Annotated in this window: 15 protein-coding genes, 1 tRNA gene and 1 pseudogene; 16 read left to right on the forward strand and 1 reads right to left on the reverse strand. The window is 46.1% G+C overall.

Annotation, left to right across the window (positions count from 1 at the left end):
• Window positions 1-27 precede the first annotated feature (27 nt).
• The 16 genes from dnaJ to CIK90_RS03770 all read left to right on the forward strand — a co-directional run bounded on the left by dnaJ (window position 28) and on the right by CIK90_RS03770 (window position 18,829).
• Complete coding sequence (gene dnaJ / locus CIK90_RS03695) at window positions 28-1,188, forward strand: molecular chaperone DnaJ (protein WP_173815108.1); 1,161 nt, start codon at window positions 28-30, stop codon at window positions 1,186-1,188.
• 35 nt (window positions 1,189-1,223) lie between these two features.
• A complete protein-coding gene (locus CIK90_RS03700; RefSeq protein WP_094435114.1) occupies window positions 1,224-2,531 on the forward strand; it encodes a folylpolyglutamate synthase/dihydrofolate synthase family protein in 1,308 nt (435 codons plus the stop codon).
• Window positions 2,532-2,636: 105 nt separating this feature from the next.
• Entirely contained in the window at window positions 2,637-3,728 is a 1,092-nt protein-coding gene (locus tag CIK90_RS03705) for an aldose epimerase family protein (RefSeq protein ID WP_094390345.1), read from the forward strand.
• Between the two features lie 176 nt (window positions 3,729-3,904).
• Window positions 3,905-5,173 carry an MFS transporter gene (locus CIK90_RS03710; RefSeq protein ID WP_094390344.1) on the forward strand — a complete coding sequence of 423 codons (1,269 nt, stop codon included), beginning with the start codon at window positions 3,905-3,907 and terminating at the stop codon, window positions 5,171-5,173.
• 64 nt (window positions 5,174-5,237) lie between these two features.
• Window positions 5,238-6,401, forward strand: a complete 1,164-nt coding sequence (gene galK, locus CIK90_RS03715) for a galactokinase (protein ID WP_094435110.1) — start codon at window positions 5,238-5,240, stop codon at window positions 6,399-6,401.
• Window positions 6,402-6,660: 259 nt separating this feature from the next.
• Window positions 6,661-7,839: an aldose epimerase family protein gene (locus tag CIK90_RS03720; RefSeq protein ID WP_094464374.1), complete on the forward strand. Its 1,179-nt coding sequence runs from the start codon at window positions 6,661-6,663 to the stop codon at window positions 7,837-7,839.
• A 33-nt stretch (window positions 7,840-7,872) separates the two neighbouring features.
• Window positions 7,873-9,834 (forward strand): sodium/sugar symporter, encoded by a 1,962-nt coding sequence (locus CIK90_RS03725; RefSeq protein WP_094435106.1) that lies wholly within the window; start codon window positions 7,873-7,875, stop codon window positions 9,832-9,834.
• A 4-nt stretch (window positions 9,835-9,838) separates the two neighbouring features.
• A complete protein-coding gene (locus tag CIK90_RS03730; RefSeq protein WP_094390340.1) occupies window positions 9,839-10,516 on the forward strand; it encodes an NUDIX domain-containing protein in 678 nt (225 codons plus the stop codon).
• A gap of 55 nt (window positions 10,517-10,571) precedes the next feature.
• Window positions 10,572-11,273, forward strand: coding sequence for an L-ribulose-5-phosphate 4-epimerase (locus CIK90_RS03735; RefSeq protein ID WP_094464375.1), 702 nt, complete (start codon window positions 10,572-10,574; stop codon window positions 11,271-11,273).
• 56 nt (window positions 11,274-11,329) lie between these two features.
• A complete protein-coding gene (locus CIK90_RS03740; protein ID WP_094464376.1) occupies window positions 11,330-12,928 on the forward strand; it encodes a xylulokinase in 1,599 nt (532 codons plus the stop codon).
• Window positions 12,929-12,960: 32 nt separating this feature from the next.
• A complete protein-coding gene (locus CIK90_RS03745; protein WP_094390337.1) occupies window positions 12,961-14,550 on the forward strand; it encodes an alpha-N-arabinofuranosidase in 1,590 nt (529 codons plus the stop codon).
• Window positions 14,551-14,681: 131 nt separating this feature from the next.
• Entirely contained in the window at window positions 14,682-16,694 is a 2,013-nt protein-coding gene (locus CIK90_RS03750; protein WP_094435102.1) for a transketolase, read from the forward strand.
• Between the two features lie 22 nt (window positions 16,695-16,716).
• Window positions 16,717-17,160 (forward strand): RpiB/LacA/LacB family sugar-phosphate isomerase, encoded by a 444-nt coding sequence (locus CIK90_RS03755; protein WP_094390335.1) that lies wholly within the window; start codon window positions 16,717-16,719, stop codon window positions 17,158-17,160.
• Window positions 17,161-17,298: 138 nt separating this feature from the next.
• Window positions 17,299-17,379: an ATP-binding protein gene (locus CIK90_RS14590; RefSeq protein WP_301638560.1), complete on the forward strand. Its 81-nt coding sequence runs from the start codon at window positions 17,299-17,301 to the stop codon at window positions 17,377-17,379.
• Window positions 17,380-17,825: 446 nt separating this feature from the next.
• On the forward strand, window positions 17,826-18,602 hold the full coding sequence (locus tag CIK90_RS03765; RefSeq protein ID WP_094390334.1) for a hypothetical protein: 777 nt from the start codon (window positions 17,826-17,828) through the stop codon (window positions 18,600-18,602).
• Window positions 18,603-18,756: 154 nt separating this feature from the next.
• Window positions 18,757-18,829 (forward strand) — tRNA-Lys (locus CIK90_RS03770).
• A gap of 107 nt (window positions 18,830-18,936) precedes the next feature.
• On the opposite strand, the pseudogene CIK90_RS14405 reads toward CIK90_RS03770, so the two are convergent.
• Window positions 18,937-19,049: pseudogene (locus CIK90_RS14405) on the reverse strand (DDE transposase); the annotation flags it as partial.

The raw sequence follows: 19,049 nt of genomic DNA on the forward strand, positions 1-19,049 counted from the left end.
ATCAATAAAAAATAAGACAACACAATTATGGCAAAGAGAGACTACTATGAAGTTCTGGGCATTGACAAAAATGCCACAGAAGACCAAATAAAGAAGGCCTACCGCACCATCGCCATCAAATACCACCCTGACAGAAACCCTGGCGACAAAGAAGCCGAGGAGAAATTCAAGGAGGCGGCTGAAGCGTATGATGTGCTCCATGACCCTCAAAAACGTCAGCAATACGACCAATTCGGATTCAACGGACCACAAGGTGCGGGAGGATTCGGAGGATTCGGCGGACAAAGTATGAACATGGACGATATCTTCTCTATGTTCGGCGACATCTTCGGAGGTGGCGGAGGATTCGGAGGATTCGGCGGAAGCAGAAGAAGTGCCGGACCCAAAGAACATCGAGGAAGTGACCTTCGCCTGAAAGTCAAACTCACCTTGGAAGAAATCGCCACAGGAGTGACCAAGAAGTTCAAAGTGCGCAAAGACGTGCCTTGCTCACATTGCCACGGAACTGGATCAGAAGACGGCAGCGGCACAGAAAACTGCCCCACATGTCATGGTTCGGGAGTAATCACACATACCACACAAAGTCTTTTCGGCATGATGCAGACACAAGGTGTTTGTCCTACATGCGGCGGAACTGGCCGTGTCATCAAGAACAAATGCAAATATTGTGGCGGTACTGGCGTAGAGAAAGGTGAAGAAGTAGTTGAAATCAACATCCCTGCAGGAGTCGCACAGGGCATGATCGTCAACGTTCCTGGCAAGGGTAATGCCGGACACAACAAAGGAGCTAACGGAAACATTCAAGTATATGTGGAAGAAATCGAACACGACACCTTCATACGCGACGATAACGACCTCATATACAACCTATTGCTCGATTTCCCAACAGCATCACTTGGAGGTGAAGTGGAGATTCCGACCATCTACGGAACACGCCTGAGAGTGAAAATCGAACCAGGCACACAACCTGGCAAGACTCTCCGTCTGCGCGGTAAAGGCCTTCCTTCCGTACAGGGCTATGGACGTGGCACAGGAGACCTCGTTGTCAACATCAGCGTTTATGTGCCAAAGACACTCAGCAGCGATGAAAAGAAAGCAATAGAAAGCTTCAAAAGTAGCGACAACTTCAAAGGTGACGCTTCAACCAAGCGATCTATCTTCCAACGCTTCAAGAATTATTTCAACTGATTCTGTTTCAAAAACACATAAAAAAAGTATAGTCCATGACCTATCAGGAAACTTGCGAATACCTATTCAGCAGAACCACAGCTTTCGAAACTCAAGGAAAGAGTGGCTACAAAGAAGGATTAGAAAACACACTGGCGCTGGACGAACATTTCGGTCATCCACACCAAAAGTATCTCACCATCCATGTGGCAGGTACCAACGGCAAAGGTTCCGTTTCTAATATGCTCTCTGCAGCACTACAAAGCTGCGGATACAGAGTAGGACTATACACCTCTCCACATCTCGTCGATTTCAGAGAAAGAATTCGTGTCAACGGCGAGATGATTCCAGAGGACTATGTGATGAATTTCGTTGAAGACGAAAGAAATTTTTGGGAACCATTGTCGCCGTCATTCTTTGAAGTGACGACGGCAATGGCTTTCAAGTATTTTGCAGAACAAAATGTTGATATTGCAATTATTGAAGTAGGGCTTGGGGGACGACTCGATTGTACCAACATCATCCACCCTATCCTATCCATCATCACCAATATCAGTCTGGATCATACAGAATTCTTAGGAAACACCATCGCAGAAATAGCACGAGAGAAAGCAGGCATCATCAAACATGCCACAACGGTCATCATCGGAGAAAACCAAAACGAGACACGACCTGTCTTCGAAGAAAAGGCACGGGAAATGGAAGCACCCATCATCTTTGCCGAAGACGACAATTTCATCAAAAGTGCAGAAATAACTGACCAAGGCGACATCAAATGCGAAACAGCGAAATACGGAAACGTATTTTGCGATCTCGGAGGAATCTACCAACCAAAGAATATCAATACCACATTACACGCCCTTCAGATTCTTGAAGACAAAGGCTATCTGATCATTGACAAAGACGCAACAAGCGGAAATGTGCTCAAAGCATTCGACAACGTCAAGAAGCTCACAGGATTGGCAGGAAGATGGCAAACAATAAGTTCGTCACCACATGTAATTTGCGACACAGGACATAATCCTGGCGGTTGGCACTTCATCAGCCAACAGCTAAACCATGTGATTGCCCATTGCCACCAATTACATATTATATTTGGAATGGTCAACGACAAAGATGTAGATGCAATACTTCAGATGCTTCCAAAAGAGGCAATCTACTATTTTACTAAAGCCAAAACAAAACGAGCACTCAACGAGCAGATTATTTTCGCATTGGCACAGAAGTATCAACTGAAAGGAAAGACGTATTTATCTGTAAGTGAGGCATATCACGAAGCAGAGAAAGCTGCAGGAAACAACGATGTTATATTTGTTGGAGGCAGCAACTATATCGTCGGAGAATTGCTCAAAGATGGAATTTAGTTGTTTTTAACATTCCTTTTGCTCAATTTTTCGCCATTAAATTTGTTAAACTCACTTTTTTTTGGTTACTTTGCAATATAATTTAGTAACTAAAAACAACTGATTATGGCGAACACAACGGAAAACGTTAATTTGTGTGGTTTGAATCGCAAAGATTTTCAAACCACAGTAAACGGGAAAAAAACAGATTTATATATCCTACGCAACCGCAAAGGATACGAAGTAGCAGTAACCAATTTCGGTGGAGCAATTGTGGCCATCATGGTTCCAGATAAAGACGGAAAAGTAGCAAACGTCATTCAGGGACATGACAACATCCAAGATGTTATCAATAGCCCAGAGCCTTTCCTCTCAACCCTTATCGGACGCTACGGAAACCGTATTTGCAAAGGTTCCTACACCCTCAACGGTAAAGAATACCAGCTTGCTCTCAACGATGGTCCTAACCATCTGCACGGCGGTCCTACAGGTTTCCACTCTCGCATCTGGGATGCCAAGCAAATGGGACCTCGCGCCTTGGCTTTATCATACATCTCATCGTATGGAGAAGAAGGATTCTCAGGTGAATGTCGCATCAACGTGGAATATACTTTCACAGACAACAATGAACTGGTTATTGAATATCTTGCCACAACCAACAAGAAGACCATCATCAACCTGACTCACCACGCATTTTTCTCATTGGCAGGTATTGCTAACCCCACACCTGCCGTTGACAACGTAGAATTACAGCTCAACGCAGATTTCTATCTTCCTATTGATAAGGTATCAATCCCTACCGGCGAAATTCTTAAGGTCGAAGGAACTCCATTCGATTTCCGCACACCAAAGCCAATCGGTCAGGATATCAACGCCGACAACGAGCAACTGAAAAATGGATCTGGATACGACCACAACTACGTTCTTAATAAAAAGGAAGAAGGAGAACTCAGTTTTGCCGCTAAACTAAAAGAGCCTAATAGCGGTCGTACCATGGAGGTTTATACCACAGAACCAGGACTCCAACTCTATACAGGTAATTTCGAATCAGGAATCTCTGGAACTCACGGTTCAACTTATCCTTGGCGTAGTGCTGTTTGTCTTGAAGCACAACACTTCCCCGATACTCCAAATCGTCCTTACTTCCCTTCTGTAGTACTCCGACCAGGTGAACAGTACAAGCAGAAAACCATCTATAAGTTTGGAGCAGAAAAATAATATAAAACAACAAAAAGAGTGGCTGATAGCTATCAGCCACCCATTTTGTGTATAATAGCTATCTTTGTATAACAGGAAAAATCAAAACATAGAATTATAATACACAATTCTTATTGTTCTATAATCGAAAACACATTTTTCGTAATTACTAACAACATTAAAATCCTATAAAACCAATGTCACAAACAAACAAAAACCAGAAGAACCTCGTAGCTATCATCACAATGTTCTTCATCTTTGCCATGATTAGCTTTGTAACAAACATGGCAGCTCCCTTCGGAAACATTTGGGGTATGTCATACAACTGGGCAGGTATGGCCGGCAACCTCATGAACTTTACTGCCTACCTCATCATGGGTATTCCTGCCGGAAACATGCTCATCAAGTACGGATACAAAAAGACCGCGCTTATCGCACTTATTATTGGTGCAATAGGTCTGGGTGTTCAGCTGCTCTCTGGCGTAGTCAACAATATCTTTGTTTACCTACTCGGTGCTCTTATCTGCGGATTCTGCGTATGTATGCTCAACACCGTAGTAAACCCCATGCTTAACCTACTCGGTGGCGGCGGTAACACCGGAAATCAGCTCGTACAGGCAGGGGGTACCCTCAATTCTCTTTCTGCAACAGCAACTCCTATCCTCACTGGTTTCCTCGTAGGAACTTTGACAAAGGATTCTTTCCCCGATGTTGCACCACTTATCATTACAGGTATCGTAGTATTCTTGGCAGCCTTCTTCGTCATTTCTGCCATCCAGATTAACGAGCCTCAAGGTGACTTGAAGAATGTAACATACGAAAAATCACCTCTCGCTTTCCGCCATTGTCTCCTCGGTATCATCGCCATTTTCTTCTATGTAGGAATCGAGATTGCCACTCCTGGTATGATGAACCAATGGATTAGCCGTGAAGGAGGATTTGAAGGTGCAGCAGCCGTTGCAGGATCATTGGCTGGTATCTACTGGTTCCTGATGCTCTGTGGCCGCCTTATCTCAACAGTTATCTCAGGTAAGGTTTCTACCCGTGCACAGATGATTACCGTTTCAACAGTAGGTATTGCACTTATTGTCGCTGCCATCTTCACAGGTGATGTGACTACAACACTCAATATCGATCTCAACATCATCAAGATTGAGAACGCTACAGTTCCTTTGTCTTGTGTGTTCATTTTCCTCTGCGGTCTCTGCACATCTGTCATGTGGGGAGGTATCTTCAACCTTTCAACAGAAGGACTTGGCAAATATACCGCTAAAGCATCAGGCCTGTTCATGGTCATGGTATTCGGTGGAGGTATGATGCCTTTCTTCCAGGATCTCGTACTCGTTCAACAGCTTGGAATCAGCTACCTCAATTCTTATTGGCTGATTGTTGCCATGTTGGCATACATCCTCTACTATGCGATCTGGGGATGCAAGAACGTAAACAAAGACATCAAAGTGGATTAAGACAACATGATTTGTCACGTTCCACATTATAAAAAGATACTTCAAACCTTTAAACAACAAGACTATGAACATCGAATCAGTAAGAACACGTTTTGCCAAGCATTTTGATGGCAAGGAAGGTAATGTTTATGCATCACCCGGACGTATCAATCTCATCGGTGAACACACCGACTATAATGGAGGATTTGTTTTTCCAGGAGCCGTAGATAAAGGTGTTGTTGCAGAAATGCGTGCAAACGGAACAGAAGATACCGTTATGGCTTATGCCATTGACTTGAAAGACCGCGTAGATTTCAAACTCTCTGATCCCAATGGACCTAAAGCTAGCTGGGCACGTTATATTTACGGTATCGCATTGGAAATGAAAAAGCTCGGAGTACCTGTTAAAGGATTCAATATCGCATTCTCAGGCGATGTTCCCTTGGGTGCAGGTATGTCATCTTCTGCTGCCATGGAGAGTTGCTTTGCCTGTGGTCTCAACGACATCTTCGGTGATAACAAGGTAAGCCAGTGGGATATGGTATTGGCAGGTCAAGCTACAGAACACAACTACTGTGGTGTGAAATGCGGTATCATGGACCAGTTTGCTTCTGTATTCGGAAAAGCAGGTTGTCTGATGCGTCTCGACTGCCGTTCTCGCGAATTTGAATATTTCCCATTCAAACCGGATGGCTACCGTTTGGTATTGCTCGATTCTGTTGTAAAACACCAGTTGGCAGGATCTCCTTACAACGACCGCCGCAATTCTTGTGAAAATGTTGTTCGCCATATTGCTGCCAAACATCCAGAAGGAAAGTTTGAAACACTTCGCGACTGCACATGGGAACAACTTGAAGAAGTCAAAGCCGAAGTGGGCGAAGAAGACTACAAGCGTGCCAAATTCGTGTTGGGCGAAAAAGACCGTGTACTTGCCGTTTGCGATGCTCTGAACGAAGGCGACTATGAAAAAGTTGGCGAGTTGATGTACAAGACTCACGAAGGTCTGTCAAGAGACTATGAGGTTTCTTGTGAAGAACTCGATTTTCTCAATGATCTTGCCAAGGAATGTGGAGTTACCGGTTCACGTATCATGGGTGGCGGTTTCGGAGGTTGCACCATCAACCTTGTCCGCAACGACCTCTACAACCAGTTTATCGCCACAGCAAAAGAGAAGTTTAATGCCAAATACGGCCACGAACCAAAAGTCTATGATGTTGTCATCGGCGATGGTTCACGTAAGATTTGCTAATCAGAACCAGCTATTTAAAGTGTATTCCGGTCTGAAAAACAACCCTTTAATACACGTATAGAATAGCGCGTTTTATTTCTCTATAAAACGGAAATGAATATCAATTTCATTTCCGTTTTTTTATGCTATGTAACAAGAAACTATAAAAAATAGTGTAAGCACAACACTTTTCTCCGTAATATCTTTGTCAATTCAGAAAATAGTCGTAACTTAGCACGCAGAATTAGAAAACATAACTAACAACTAAAAACTCTTCGCAATGAGAAAAATCAATTCAATGCTTATTGGCCTTGGCACCATTGCCATTTTTTCAGCATCATGTGCCTCTAAACAAAATGCCACATTAACAGTTTCCGGACTTGACACAGCTAAGTTTGACACCATCCTTCAAGAAAAGCCCGTCAAACTGTATGTACTTAAAAACAATAATGGCATGGAAGCCTGCATCACCAACTATGGTGGTCGCGTGATAAGCCTTGTGGTGCCCGACAAAGACGGTAAACCCACCGATGTTGTCCTTGGATTCGATAATATCGCTCAGTATGCTGATACGATCAAAACACCTTCTGATTACGGATCAAGTGTAGGTCGTTATGCTAACCGCATCAACAAAGGTAAGTTCACCCTTTCAGGTACAACCTACCAGTTGCGTCAGAACAATGCCCTCCATTGCCTTCACGGAGGTGGAAATACCGGATGGATGCATAAAGTCTATGATGCCGAACAGGTTGGTGACTCTATTCTCAAACTCACCATCGTAGCTCCAGACGGAGAAAATGGATTCCCCGGTACTGTTACCGCCACTACCACTTATAAGGTAACTGCCGACAACACCCTTGACATCGTTTGGGAAGCCACTACCGACAAGGAAACGATCATCAACATGACCAACCACAACTACTACAATCTTAGTGGTGATTTCACCAAACCTTGTTATGACCAAATACTCTATGTTAATGCTGATAATTTCACTCCCTCTGACGCTACCAACATGACAACGGGTGAGATTCTTCCTGTAGCTGGTACTGCAATGGATTTCCGCACTCCTCATGCTGTAGGTGACAGTATCCATTCTGACTATCAACAGATCAAGAATGCCACAGGCTACGACCACAACTATTGTCTGAACACTTATAAAGACGGAAAGGGCGATGATACACAGGTATGTGCTTCACTCTATAGTCCCAAGAGTGGCATCTTTATGGAGATGTTCACCAACGAACCAGGTGTTCAGGTATATTCTGGAAACTTCCAGGGGGTTGGTGCTGATGCGAAGATAGCCCGGAAACATGGTCTTACCTATCCCAAGCATGTAAGCATCTGCTTGGAGAGTCAGAAGTATCCCGACAGTCCTAATAAGAAAGACTGGCCTCAGCCCACACTTAAACCCGGTGAGAAATACTACAGTCATGCTGCCTACCGTTTCTCAATCAAATAATATGTTTTATTCACTAATATACCTATAATTATTATGAATAGTATTTCAGGAGCAATTGCAATGTCTGGTTTCAAGACCATCGACTTTGTAATTCTCGCATTCTACCTAATCTTGTTGGTTGGTTTAGGATTATTTTTAAGTCGCAACAAAGACGGAAAAGAAAAAAGTGCCAACGACTACTTCCTTGCTGGCAACACACTAACATGGTGGGCTGTAGGTGCATCATTGATAGCTGCTAACATTTCTGCCGAACAGTTTATCGGAATGTCAGGAACAGGATTCCGTGACGGTATCGCTATTGCCGCCTATGAAGTAATGGCAGCTGCCGCATTGGTAGTCATTGGAAAGTTCTTGCTTCCCGTCATGCTTGAGCGTAAGATTTTCACTATTCCACAATTTCTCCGTGAACGCTATAATGATGGCGTAGGCCTTGCCTTCTCTATTCTGTGGCTTTTCCTTTATGTCTTCGTCAACCTGACTTCTGTAGCATGGCTGGGCGCTTTGGCCATCGAACAGATTCTCGGTCTTCAAGGTCTTGGCGTCAGCATCTTCGGCATGGAGGTTTCTATCCGTATGTTGATCATCCTCGGATTGTTCATTGTGGCAGGAACCTATTCTATCTATGGCGGACTTGCCTCTGTGGCTTGGACCGATGTGATGCAGGTCACCTTCCTCGTAGGTGGCGGTATTATTACCGCTTACATCGCATTACAGGAAATGGGTATAGTAATGGGAACCGACGCATTAGGCGCCCTTGGACAGGTTTATAACGACATGACGACAGGCGCCCATGCACAGGATGTTCATTTCCACTTAGTCATCCAGCAAAGCCATAATGCTGATGCCTTTGCCAATGTTCCTGGTATTGCCGCTGTAGTAGGTGGAGTTTGGCTTACCAATCTCGGTTATTGGGGTTTCAACCAATATATCATTCAGAAAGGACTTGCCGCCAAGAGTATCAACGAAGCCAAGAAGGGTCTTATCTTCGCCGGTTTCCTTAAGATTCTCATTCCTTTCATCGTAGTACTTCCTGGCATTTGCGCCTATTATATTATGGAGAATCCCGAATTCTTCAAGAACATGGAATTGGCAGGCAATATCAACGTTGCCGATGATGCCTATCCTTGGCTCATCCGCAACTTCACACCTACAGGTATCAAGGGCTTGAGTTTTGCCGCTCTTGTAGCCGCCATCATCTCTTCTTTGGCTTCTATGTTCAACTCCACCTCAACCCTTTTCACGATGGACATATACAAGAAGTACATCAACAAGGGTGCGAGTGACAAGCAGTTGGTAAATACCGGCCGTATCGTAGCCGTTGTGTCATTGGTTATAGCCCTTGTTACCGTTAAACCGTTGCTGGGCGGACTTGACCAGGCATTCCAGTACATTCAGGAATATTCAGGTTTCATCTATCCAGGTATCATCACCGTCTTTGGTCTTGGTCTGCTGTGGAAGCGTGCCTCTTCTACTGCAGCAGTATGGACGGCCATCCTAACCATCCCCATGGGTGTACTCTTCAAGGTTTGCTTCCCCGATGTAGCCTTCCAGTTCCGTGCTTCCTACATTTTCATCATCCTTGTCACCTTCTTCATCCTTGTATCATATCTCGATAAGAAATATGTAAGTGCAGAAACTCCTTCTGCCGCAGATCAGAAGCAGATGATGACATGGGCACGCATCCTGGCAGTAGCTGGTCTTGCCATGATTATCGTGGCTGCAATAGTAGTAATTCTCGGCGCCACTCACGATGTGAAGTCTCCAGAAACAAATTTCATCGACTATCTGAACGACATCGGTTTCCAGGCATTCATCTTCTTCGGCGTACTCGTAGGCTGCAATGCCGTATGGCTCTACAGCAACTCACATGATAAGGTCAAGGACGAGAAAGCCCTTCCTATCAATCTCTCTATCTTCTCTACCGACCGCAACTACACATACGGTGCCGTAGGAATCTGTGTCATTACCTTGTTGCTTTACGCCATACTTTGGTAGTATTATGACAAGTTTCTATCAAGATAAAACAAAAGTCCTCGTATCGGTCGATTGTATCATTTTCGGATTCGACCAGAACGAACTCAAGATCCTGATCGGCAAACGTCAGATGGATCCTGGGCGTGGTGAATGGAGTCTCTACGGAGGCTTCATCCACCTCGATGAGGGCATCGACGAAGCTGCCGACCGCGTGCTCTACGAACTTACCGGTATGCGCAATGTATATATGCGTCAAGTAGGCGCTTTCGGTAGTGTTGACCGTGACCCGGGTGAACGTGTGGTCTCTATTGCCTACTACGCCCTGATCAACGTCAAACAATACGACGACGAACTGCGCGAACAGCATGGCGTGGAATGGGTGAGCATAGACAATATCCCCCCACTCTATTCTGACCATAAAATAATGGTGGAGAAGGCACGTCGCATCATGAAAGAAAAGATTCGCACCGCACCAATTGGCTTCACGCTGTTACCGAGTCTCTTCACCCTTACCCAACTTCAACATCTGTATGAAGCTGTCAACGGCGAGGAACTCGACAAGCGCAATTTCCGTAAGCGCGTGAAGGAAATGGACTTCATCGAGAAGACAGAACTGATAGATAAGACCAGTTCACGTCGTGGCGCCTATCTCTACCGTTTCAACAAGAAAGCGTACAACGAAGATCCTAATTTCAAACTATAGGATTGCTGTGTCACACGACACAGTTATCCTTGTCTAATTTATAAATCTAAACATCATGTTAGAAGAACTGAAAGAAAAAGTATTCCAAGCCAATCTCGACCTTGTGAAACACAATCTCGTGATTTTCACGTGGGGCAACGTTTCTGCCATCGACCGCGAAAAGGGATTGGTAGTCATCAAACCCTCTGGAGTCAGCTATGACACCATGAAGGCATCCGATATGGTTGTTGTAGATCTCCACAGCGGCAAAGTAGTGGAAGGTAACCTCAACCCCTCATCCGACACTCCTACCCATTTGGTACTCTACCGTGCCTTCCCTGAAATCGGAGGTGTAGTCCATACCCACTCTACCTATGCCACCGCTTGGGCACAGGCAGGACGCGACATTCCCAATATCGGTACTACCCATGCCGACTATTTCCACGATGATATTCCGTGTACTGCCGATATGACAGCCGACCAGATGGCAGAATACGAATACCATACTGGTGTTGTCATCGTCAACCGCATCTCTTCTGGTAATATCAATCCCGTCCACACCCCTGGTGTCTTGGTCAAGAACCATGGCCCTTTCTCATGGGGTAAAGATGCCGACCAGGCAGTCTATAACGCCGTAGTGATGGAACAAGTGGCAAAAATGGCATTCATCTCTCTGTCGGTCAATCCCGACACCACGATGAATCCCCTGCTCGTTGAAAAGCATTTCTCACGCAAGCATGGTCCCAATGCCTACTATGGCCAGAAGAAGAAACAATAGATTTCATACTTCAACAATTCATGGATTCCATCCTTCATTAACAAAACAGTAGAAAAATGACAAATAATGCAAAACAAACAATAGAAAGCGGTAAGGCTGTACTCGGCATCGAGTTTGGTTCTACCCGCATCAAGGCTGTTCTCATCGATGAGAACCACCACCCCATAGCACAAGGTGCTCACGAATGGGAGAACCAGCTCGTTGACGGTCTGTGGACCTACAGCATCGACACCATTTGGAAAGGTCTTCAAGACTGCTATGCAGACCTCCGTGCCAATGTACGCAAGGAATATGATGTCGAATTGGAAACGCTGGCAAGCCTTGGCTTTAGCGCCATGATGCACGGCTATATGGCATTCAACCAAGACGAGCAGATACTCGTGCCCTTCCGTACTTGGCGCAATACCAATACGCAGAAGGCTGCTGCCGAACTTTCAAAACTGTTTCAATACAACATTCCCTTGCGCTGGAGCATCAGCCACCTTTACCAATGTATTCTCGATGGAGAGGCACATGTGAAAGACATCAAATATCTGACCACTTTGGCAGGATATGTTCATTGGCAGCTGACTGGCGAATTTGTACTCGGCATCGGCGACGCTTCAGGTATGATTCCCGTTGATCCCAACACCAAGACCTACGACGCAACCATGGTTGACAAGTTCAACACCCTCGTTGCCTCTAAGCACTATCCCTGGCAATTACTTGACATCCTCCCCACCACGCTGAATGCAGGAGAAAAGGCTGGTTGCCTGACGGAGAAAGGTGCCAGTCTGCTCGATGTATCGGGTCATCTGAAGGCCGGATGCCCCTTATGTCCTCCTGAGGGCGATGCTGGCACAGGCATGGTAGCCACCAATGCTGTCAAGCAACGCACAGGAAACGTAAGTGCAGGCACCTCGTCGTTCTCTATGATTGTATTGGAGAAAGAACTCTCCAAACCCTACGAGATGATCGACATGGTGACCACTCCTGATGGTTCTCTCGTCGCCATGGTTCATTGCAACAACTGCACCAGCGACCTCAACGCATGGGTTAATATTTTCAAGGAGTACCAGCAGTTGCTCGGCGTACCTGTTGATATGAATGAGGTATTCGGTAAACTCTATAACCACGCTATGACAGGCGATGCTGACTGTGGCGGACTTGTAGCCTACAACTATTTCTCAGGCGAACCGGTAACCGGACTGGCTGAAGGTCGCCCCCTCTTTGTGCGCTCTGCCAACGACCATTTCTCATTAGCCAATTTCATGCGTGCCAACCTCTATGCCTCTGTTGCAGTATTGAAAATAGGTAACGACATCCTTTTCAACGACGAACACGTGAAGGTAGATCGTATCACCGGACACGGTGGACTTTTCAAGACCGAAGGTGTTGGGCAACGCGTATTGGCAGCAGCCATCAATTCTCCCATCTCTGTCATGAAGACTGCAGGTGAAGGCGGAGCATGGGGTATTGCCCTTTTGGCAGACTACCTGGTCAACAACGACAAGCAACAGACCCTTGCCGACTATCTCGAGCACAAGGTATTCAACGGCAATACAGGTACAGAGATTGCTCCTGACGCTCATGACGTGGCAGGATTCAATGCTTATATTGAAAACTACAAGAGCGGTCTCGCCATAGAACAGGCTGCCACAGCAAACAAAAAATAAATCCAATACAAATTTAAAATACAATACTAATTATGCATTACAATTATTTCCTATCAGCAGCCTTTGCCCTATGCGCTTCTCAGGTTTCTGCAGAAAGCATCAAGGCAACACTCAAAACCGACCAAGGTAAGAACACCATCAACCGTGAGATCTACGGACAGTTTGCCGAACATCTCGGATCTTGCATCTATGGTGGTCTCTGGGTGGGCGAGAACTCTCCCATCCCCAATATCAACGGCTACCGAAAAGACGTGTTTGAAGCACTCAAAGACTTGAACGTTCCTGTACTCCGTTGGCCTGGTGGATGCTTTGCCGACGACTACCATTGGATGGACGGTATCGGTCCTCGCGACAAGCGTCCTTCGCTGCGCAACAACACTTGGGGCGGAACGATTGAAGACAACTCTTTTGGCACACACGAATTTCTGAACCTCTGTGAAATGCTGGGTTGCGAACCCTACGTCAGCGGTAACGTTGGAAGCGGAACAGTCAAGGAGATGGCACAATGGGTGGAGTATATGACCAGCAACGAAGATACTCCGATGGCACGTCTGCGTCGCCAGAACGGTCGCGACAAGGCTTGGCACGTGAAGTATTTCGGTATCGGCAACGAGGCATGGGGCTGTGGTGGCAACATGACACCAGAATACTACTCAGACGAATTCCGTAAATTCAATACCTACCTGCGCGACCAACCAGGCAACCACCTCTACCGCATCGGAAGTGGTGCTTCCGACTGCGACTACAAATGGACCAGCGTATTGATGGATCGCATCGGCGAACGCATGAACGGCGTATCGCTCCACTACTATACCGCGGCAGGTTGGAATGGTTCGAAGGGTTCTGCTATCAAGTTCGACAACGACCAGTACTACTGGGCACTCGGCAAATGTCTGGAGATAGAAGAGGTCATCAAGAAGCACAAAGCTATCATGGATGAGAAAGACCCCAACCATAGAGTAGATCTTGTGGTTGACGAATGGGGCACCTGGTGGGACGAAGAACCTGGTACCATCGCCGGTCACCTCTATCAGCAGAATGCCCTGCGCGACGCTTTTGTGGCTTCTCTCTCCCTCGACGTTTTCCATCGTCATACCGACCGTGTGAAGATGGCGAATATCGCACAGGTTGTCAACGTACTGCAATCCATGATTCTTACCGACCAAGAAGGCACAGGCCACATGGTACTCACCCCAACCTACTATGTTTTCAAGATGTACGCTCCTTTCCAGGATGCCACCTATCTGCCCATGACAATAGCCTGCGACACCATGAAGGTGCGCCACGAGTATTTCACCCCTATGGATGCTCAGAAGGCTAATGGCTATCGCAACCTGCCCTTGCTGTCCTATTCTGCAGCCAAGACCAAGGATGGTCAGATTGTCATTGCCCTTACCAATGTCAGCCTTGACAAAGAACAGGCGATCGACATCGCCCTCGAAGGTACAAATGCCAAGAGCGTCAACGGACAGATTCTTACCGCTAAAAACGTAGCAGACTTCAACGATTTCGATCACCCCGACCGCGTAAAAGTTGCCGATTTCAAGCAAGCCAAACTCAAGAAAAACGTGCTCTCGGTGAAGATTCCTGCTAAGAGTTTGGTAGTAATGACCTTGAAATAAGCGACATTAAAGGACTTTATTTAGGAAATTCACAAAAAAAGCAATACACAAAGTAATCTTTTCGGATTTTTTCTGTATATTTGCATGTGATATTACAACAAAACTAACGTTATCAAAATAAAACATTGATTATGAACGACAACAAAATCATGAACAAGGCTGCAGATAATATTCGTATTCTCGCAGCTTCAATGGTAGAGAAAGCCAAGTCTGGACACCCCGGAGGAGCTATGGGTGGTGCCGATTTCATCAACACCCTCTATAGCGAATTCCTCGTATATGATCCAGAGCATCCTGAGTGGGAAGGACGCGACCGTTTCTTCCTCGACCCAGGTCACATGGCTCCTATGCTTTACTCACAGCTCGCCCTCATCGGCAAGTTCACCCTTGAAGACCTTAAAAACCTCCGTCAATGGGGTTCCGTAACTCCTGGTCACCCTGAGCGCGAAATCGCCCGTGGTATCGAGAATACCTCTGGACCTCTCGGACAAGGCCATTGCTTTGCCGTAGGTGCTGCCATTGCTGCCAAGTTCCTCAAGGCACGCATGGGCGACGTGATGGGACAGACCATCTATGCCTACATCTCTGACGGTGGTGTACAGGAGGAAATCTCACAGGGCGCAGGACGTATTGCCGGAACATTAGGACTCGACAACCTCATCATGTTCTATGATGCCAACGATATCCAACTCTCCACCAAGACAGAAGTGGTGACCAATGAGGATACCGCCAAGAAATACGAAGCATGGGGATGGTACGTACAGAAGATCAATGGTAACGACGTTGACCAGATTCGCGAAGCCATCAAGAATGCTCAGAAGGAAACCGATCGTCCAAGCCTGATCATCGGCCATTGTGTCATGGGTAAGGGCGCTCGCAAGGCTGACAACAGCAGCTACGAATGCAACTGTGCTACCCACGGCGCTCCACTCGGCGGCGATGCTTACGTCAACACGATGAAGAACCTTGGTGCTGATCCTGAGAATCCATTCCAGATCTTCCCAGAAGTGAAAGAGATGTACGCTAAACGCGCTGAAGAACTTAAGAAAATTGTGGCAGAGCGTTACGCACAGAAAGCTGCATGGGCAAAGGAGAATCCTGAAAAGGCTCAACTCCTGGAAGAGTGGTTCAGCGGTAAAGCTCCCAAGATTGACTGGAGTCTCGTACAGCAGAAGGCAGGTGCAGCTACACGTGGTGCAAGCGCTACCGTACTCGGTGTATTAGCAGAACAGGTGCCCAACATGATCTGCGCCTCTGCCGACCTTTCAAACTCAGATAAGACCGATGGATTCCTCAAGAAGACCCACGACATCGTACGTGGCGATTTCAGCGGTGCCTTCTTCCAGGCTGGTGTTGCAGAGCTCACCATGGCATGCTGCTGCATCGGTATGGCTCTCCACGGAGGTGTAATCCCTGCATGCGGCACATTCTTTGTATTCTCCGACTATATGAAACCTGCCGTACGTATGGCAGCCCTCATGGAACTCCCCGTGAAGTTCATCTGGACCCACGATGCCTTCCGTGTAGGTGAAGACGGACCTACCCATGAGCCCGTAGAGCAAGAGGCACAGATTCGCCTGATGGAGAAACTCAAGAACCACCACGGCAAGAACTCCGTACTCGTTGTACGTCCTGCCGATGCAGAAGAGACCACCGTATGCTGGCGCATGGCGATGGAGAATACCGATACTCCTACCGCCCTAATCTTCTCACGTCAGAATATCGACATGCTGCCCGCAGGCAACGACTACAGCCAGGCCACCAAGGGTGCTTATGTAGTAGCAGGTAGCGACGAAGACTACGATGTCATCCTGCTCGCTTCTGGTTCTGAGGTATCTACCCTTGAGGCAGGTGCTGACCTGTTGCGCAAAGACGGCGTGAAGGTTCGCGTAGTCAGCGTACCTTCAGAAGGTCTGTTCCGCAGCCAGCCTAAGGAGTATCAGGAGAGCGTTCTCCCCGCAGGCAAGAAGAAGTTTGGTATGACCGCAGGGCTTCCCGTCACCCTCGAAGGTCTCGTAGGAGCCGACGGTACTGTATGGGGGCTCAACAGCTTCGGCTTCTCTGCTCCCTACAAGGTGCTCGACGAGAAACTCGGTTATACTGGCGAAAACGTCTATAAGCAGGTGAAGGCCCTGTTGGCATAAACAATCTCAAAACACAATTAATATGGAAGTAAAGACAGTTGGCGTGGCATGCGACCACGCAGGATTCGCTCTCAAGAAGTATGTGCTTCAGTATCTTGAAGAGCATGGTTATGCCTATAAGGACTACGGCACATGGAGTGACGCCTCCGTCGATTATCCCGACTTCGGTCATGCTTTGGCAGAAGGCATCGAGAGTGGCGAGGTATATCCAGGTATAGGCATCTGCGGTTCAGGCGAAGGTATTGCCATGACCCTCAACAAGCATCAGGGTGTTCGTGCCGGACTGGCTTGGATTCCTGAGATTTCCCACCTCATCCGTCAGCACAACGATGCCAACGTCCTGGTCATGCCAGGTCGTTTCATCGACAACAAGATGGCGGAGAAGATTATGGACGAATTCTTCAAAACCACTTTTGAAGGCGGTCGCCATCAGAAGCGTGTTGACAAGATTCCCGTAACTCGCTAAACCGGTAACGGGAGGTATCCCCCTCCCCGTCTCCCACATAGATTCCCGACCCACCATCATAGGTGCGGTCGGGATTTTTTGTATTCCCTCCGAAAAGGTTGCACCTTACACAGAATAAACCATTAAACTTCTGTAATCATAACGACAAACAAATCTCCAACAGAATGGGCACAGACACTTGATGATGAAGTAATAGCATCTGCATTGTTGGATCGTTGACTGTACAAATGTGAAGTGATAAACTTAAAGGGAAGCTGTTATAGAATGGAGAACAGATAGACAATTTTCGATAAAAACAGTAAAAATAATAAAAAACAAACTGGTGGGTTAACTCTACGAAAAAGTGGTGGGTTTAAATTTGCTTATTACAATGGAGCAGTGAGAGCAGAGAATAAACCAAAAATTATTCTTTGCCGAATGAGACAAAAACAACCTATGACGTAAATCATACGCTAGAATCTTTAGAATAATCTTTAACTAGAATCACAGATCATAAATCAGAAATAAAAGTCCGCGGTATCTGTGGGATGTTAAAAAGGGAGGGTGCATGAGAGGTACATAAAGAAAATGTGTGTTCTCTTTGCTTTCGCTGCTTCAAAATTTGGATATTAAAAGTCTATATCGTATCTTTGCAAGCGAATTAAGAAAAACGAAAAAAGAAAGATATGAAAGATTCTTCAACGAAAAAAGCATTAAATCTGAAAGCACTTACTAAGAGTTCGGTATGGGACGTGCAGGAAAACGACATCTTCCGCATTTTGGACGGCGGCAGTAAAGACCCCGACTTCAAGGAAAATATCCGTCGCTACACAGACATCATACGCTCTGCATTCAATGTAGAAGAAATAAAGAAAGACTCTCCTGCTATTCGCGCTGCCTACGAGAAACAAGGATATAAGGTTGGAGCATTCTCTATCGATGAGAATGCAAAAATGATTATTGCCATCCGTAAACGCCCTATTATGCGCGTTACTGACCTGACCTACGAAAATATCCGCCACATTACTGCTTCCAAACTTATGGAGGTGCTGGAACGTAATTTCGGAGGTGGATGGGACTCACTGTCACAGTCTATCCAAGACATCATAGAAAGCGGTTTTGAAATCTCTACCACTACCTTGCCCAAAGACAGACTCCATAAGAAAGGTGGTATGTATGAAAAGAAGGTCGCTGATGGCTTTGAGGTTCTTGAAGTAGAAAAAGGTACATGGGTTGAGGCGATCTTCGCAAAACTTAAACCAGAGACTGTTAAACCAAGAATGAAATTTGAAACTCACGACGAGGACGAAATCCCTGAAGACAATTACAACAGTCCTGACGAGGATGACGATTCGTTTGACGATGACGTGATGAACGAAGATAATTATCGTACCACTTTTGAGATTGAAAGTGATCCCGACGAAGAGGCGGAAAGTATTTCCGATTTCGGCGGAGAAGATTAAAAAGAAACGAATAGAACACCAAATAAAATGGTGGAAAAGGGCTTCAAATGATGAATTTGAGGCTTTTTTTATGTTTTTTCAAAAAAAAAACTCAAAAAAGTTTGGTAAAAAAAAAAAAACGTCGTACCTTTGCAACCGCAAACAAGAAAACAACGCGCTTGTAGCTCAGTTGGTAGAGCACCTGACTCTTAATCAGGGTGTCCAGGGTTCGAACCCCTGCAGGCGTACAAAGAGAGAAACATATTATTTTTCTCTCTTTTTTTGTATCTCAACTACCCGATTAATGGCCCACACGGATTACGGCTCAGTAGATAATTAGTGGCTCAGTAGATAATTAGTGGGGGTAAGCGTATATCATGGAAAGTCTGTAGAGAAAGAATTTCTCATCCCTAATTCCCCTTAGTGCTGCCCTGAAGGACTTGACTTTGGCGTTGAAAGACTCTGCTG

The organism is Prevotella sp. P5-126, assembly GCF_002251185.1.
Taxonomy (GTDB): Bacteria; Bacteroidota; Bacteroidia; order Bacteroidales; family Bacteroidaceae; genus Prevotella.

Bases quoted from the DNA above. Each gene is read 5' to 3' on its own strand.
- CIK90_RS03750 (WP_094435102.1), top strand. From the start codon at position 14,682: ATGAACGACAACAAAATCATGAACAAGGCTGCAGATAATATTCGTATT.
- CIK90_RS03735 (WP_094464375.1), top strand. From the start codon at position 10,572: ATGTTAGAAGAACTGAAAGAAAAAGTATTCCAAGCCAATCTCGACCTT.
- galK (WP_094435110.1), top strand. From the start codon at position 5,238: ATGAACATCGAATCAGTAAGAACACGTTTTGCCAAGCATTTTGATGGC.
- CIK90_RS03710 (WP_094390344.1), top strand. From the start codon at position 3,905: ATGTCACAAACAAACAAAAACCAGAAGAACCTCGTAGCTATCATCACA.
- CIK90_RS03700 (WP_094435114.1), top strand. From the start codon at position 1,224: ATGACCTATCAGGAAACTTGCGAATACCTATTCAGCAGAACCACAGCT.
- CIK90_RS03745 (WP_094390337.1), top strand. From the start codon at position 12,961: ATGCATTACAATTATTTCCTATCAGCAGCCTTTGCCCTATGCGCTTCT.
- CIK90_RS03720 (WP_094464374.1), top strand. From the start codon at position 6,661: ATGAGAAAAATCAATTCAATGCTTATTGGCCTTGGCACCATTGCCATT.
- CIK90_RS03765 (WP_094390334.1), top strand. From the start codon at position 17,826: ATGAAAGATTCTTCAACGAAAAAAGCATTAAATCTGAAAGCACTTACT.
- CIK90_RS03740 (WP_094464376.1), top strand. From the start codon at position 11,330: ATGACAAATAATGCAAAACAAACAATAGAAAGCGGTAAGGCTGTACTC.
- CIK90_RS03705 (WP_094390345.1), top strand. From the start codon at position 2,637: ATGGCGAACACAACGGAAAACGTTAATTTGTGTGGTTTGAATCGCAAA.
- dnaJ (WP_173815108.1), top strand. From the start codon at position 28: ATGGCAAAGAGAGACTACTATGAAGTTCTGGGCATTGACAAAAATGCC.
- CIK90_RS03755 (WP_094390335.1), top strand. From the start codon at position 16,717: ATGGAAGTAAAGACAGTTGGCGTGGCATGCGACCACGCAGGATTCGCT.
- CIK90_RS03730 (WP_094390340.1), top strand. From the start codon at position 9,839: ATGACAAGTTTCTATCAAGATAAAACAAAAGTCCTCGTATCGGTCGAT.
- CIK90_RS03725 (WP_094435106.1), top strand. From the start codon at position 7,873: ATGAATAGTATTTCAGGAGCAATTGCAATGTCTGGTTTCAAGACCATC.